The 2,794-nt window shown below is 32.9% G+C and carries 3 protein-coding genes; all 3 read left to right on the forward strand.

Annotation, left to right across the window (positions count from 1 at the left end; all coding sequences use genetic code 11):
- A partial coding sequence (locus ACRRVB_RS00975) for an Rpn family recombination-promoting nuclease/putative transposase (RefSeq protein WP_432466149.1) occupies window positions 1–669 on the forward strand: 669 nt, incomplete at its 5' end.
- 190 nt (window positions 670–859) lie between these two features.
- On the forward strand, window positions 860–1,840 hold the full coding sequence (locus tag ACRRVB_RS00980; RefSeq protein ID WP_432466150.1) for an ankyrin repeat domain-containing protein: 981 nt from the start codon (window positions 860–862) through the stop codon (window positions 1,838–1,840).
- A 730-nt stretch (window positions 1,841–2,570) separates the two neighbouring features.
- Window positions 2,571–2,794, forward strand: a 224-nt coding sequence (locus ACRRVB_RS00985; RefSeq protein WP_432466151.1) for a transposase, incomplete at its 3' end; no start/stop codon positions are given.

Genomic DNA, 2,794 nt, shown 5'->3' on the forward strand with positions numbered 1-2,794 from the left:
CAATTACTTCGTCAACATCTAAAAGAGAACGGGAACGTACTTCTTCCGGTTATATTAAATATCTGTGTATACAATGGTAAGCATCCCTATAAAGGTTCTTCTAGTTTATTGTCTATGTTTTCTGATCCTGAGTTAGCAAAATCATGTATGTTCGATAGCTTTCATTTGGTAGACTTATACAGCACATCAGAAGATGAATTGCTTAGCTATAAAAAGGCTGCTTTTGCTGCTATGGTTCTCAAACAAGGCATTTATAGAGATTTTAAGAAGTGGTTTTCTGATCATATACACCTAATTGTTTACCTTTTAGAAAAAGGTTATATTAGCTATGCGGATACAGCATTTTTGTACATGTTAAACGTAGACGATAACCCAGATTTACTAGAAACAATAAAAAAATCTAATCCCCAATTAAAACAAATAGCCATGTCTGTAGCTGAAAAATTAATACAACAAGGAGAACATAAAGGTAGACAAGAAGGTATCTTAATAGGACAAGAAAAAGGTAAGCTAGAGGGTAAACAAGAAGGTAGACAAGAAGGTAGACAAGAAGGAGAAAAAGATAAGGCTATTTCTATAGCTAGGGCTATGCTTCTAAAAGGTTACTCTACGGAAGAGATTACTATTCTTACTGGCTTATATAAGTCTGATATTCAGTCTATTGTATAAATTCTATAGAAATAGATAATCGGAACTAAAAGACAGGCCTCTACTTTTTAGAACTGTACTAAACTTATGTCCGAATAGTACCTAAAATTTAGGACAAAGGACAGGCCTACAAAAAATTAACTATAGACGCGACAGAGCCTAAAATTTATTATCTGATAGTTAACGTAACTTATAAATAAAGCTTATTACAATGATTAAAAATAACTTAAAATTTTTATCAAGTCTCATTCCTTATTTTTCTATGTCTGTATTGGCTGGATGTGCTACAAACAGAAATAATTTGGGAATGGAGAAATCTCTTGAAAATACGAACCAAATAGAAGAATCACACAATGTGCTACATGCTAACCAATCAATTCAGAATATCATCAATCTAATTAGCACAACACACCAAGGTGATATTAAGCTATGGGAACAACTTGCTGGAAGCTTGCATTGTATGCAAGATTCTATGGTTGTGGACTTTCTTAAGTCATCTAGACTCGATTTAAACTTTTGTTATTTTACTTATTGTTCGTTGGCCGGTTATCCTAATAATTATACGTTTCTAATATGGGCAGTAGAAAATGGTTATGAAGATTTAGTAAAAATATTACTTGATGCAGGTGCTAACCCTAATGTAGATAATACTGTAATCGGTTCAGATGTAGGTTCAGATATAGATTCAGATCAGTTCAGTATTACCTTACCGTCCTCAGGTTATTCCGATACTTCAACGTTACCACTGATATCCGCAATTATTAAAGGTTATGATAATATAGTTAAGATTCTACTTGAGGCAGGAGCGAGTCCTAACGTAAAAGAATATTTTAGCCTTAACAAGGATATACCCAGAAAAATTTTCCCTAAAAATTTTTCTGGGTATATGAAATTTTTTCCTAAGGTTGATGGTCTAGAGACAAATGTCTATACCCCTCTAATGTTAGCAATAGTAATGAATAGAATAGATATCGTAAAACTTTTGCTTGATCATGGAGCGGATCCTTTTATTGATGATAGGAAAATCTTGTCCAGTTCATTTGCAAATTCTGGCAGTAATAACCCTCAGTGTGTAATAGCTTCGAATTTCCACTATACTCGACCTGATACAGAGTCTCCTCACAAGTTAGCATTAAAGAATGGTAATCCTGATATGATCAAATTGATTAAAGACGCGCTCAAGCTAGATTGACAGGACGGCGTATCTAGGCCCAATGGGAGCGAAGCTACAATATGGGGACATTTATCTTTTTAATGTATGAAAACCAAATAATTTAAGGAACTGTCATGCAGCAATTTTGAGCCTTCTACTCATATCTACAGGGAATTTTATATATAATTTTATATTGATTATGAAATTAAAAAATACTATATCTCCTATAGAAAATACAAACGTCTCCATATTGTAGCTTCGCTCTCATTGGGCCTACATAAGACAGAGATTAACGACATACAATAATTTCCCATATCCAACTTGACCCCTACATACATTAACAAGCGAAAATTACAATAATTATCTATAGCAACGGTCTCAATACATACATTAACAAGCGAAAATTGTTCAATAGAAAATTATAAATTTTATATTAAAACAATGTAATTGATATTCAGATTATTATATAAAAATTGATGAAAGAAAATGACATCAACTTTTATTCTTAATTAATTGATTAACAGACTTTTTAAACCAAAATCAGACAAACCGGGCTTTTAGTCAAAATACCCCAATATGCCGCTACTTTCTACCAATATTGTTGATGTATTATCTATTCTTGAGACCAGTATTGAAAATAAATATCAGCAAGTTAGTCATCGTATTGTTACTGGAGAAAACGCTAGACAGTGTCGTCATGAAATATTTTGTATATTTGGTTTGTAGTTCGTATTATATTTTTAGATCATAACATCAATTATATTTCTAGATGTCTAAATGGATTCACCGTCATGATATTTCAGACAAAGTATGGTCTATTTTATCACCTCTACTTCCAGGTCAACAAGGAGGTTGGGGAGCTGTTGCCAAAGATAATAGACTGTTTATTAATGCAGTATTTTGGATTTTACGTACAGGATCTCCTTGGCGTGATCTTCCATCGAGCTATGGAGATTGGAAAAACACTCATCGTAGATTTTCTCGCTGGAGAGA

Origin of the sequence: Candidatus Cardinium hertigii (genome assembly GCF_050864855.1) — a bacterium.
Lineage (GTDB): Bacteria > Bacteroidota > Bacteroidia > Cytophagales > Amoebophilaceae > Cardinium > Cardinium hertigii_C.

What these genes read in the sequence shown, in the direction of transcription:
- ACRRVB_RS00980 (WP_432466150.1), top strand. Translation starts at nt 860, where the DNA reads ATGATTAAAAATAACTTAAAATTTTTATCAAGTCTCATTCCTTATTTT.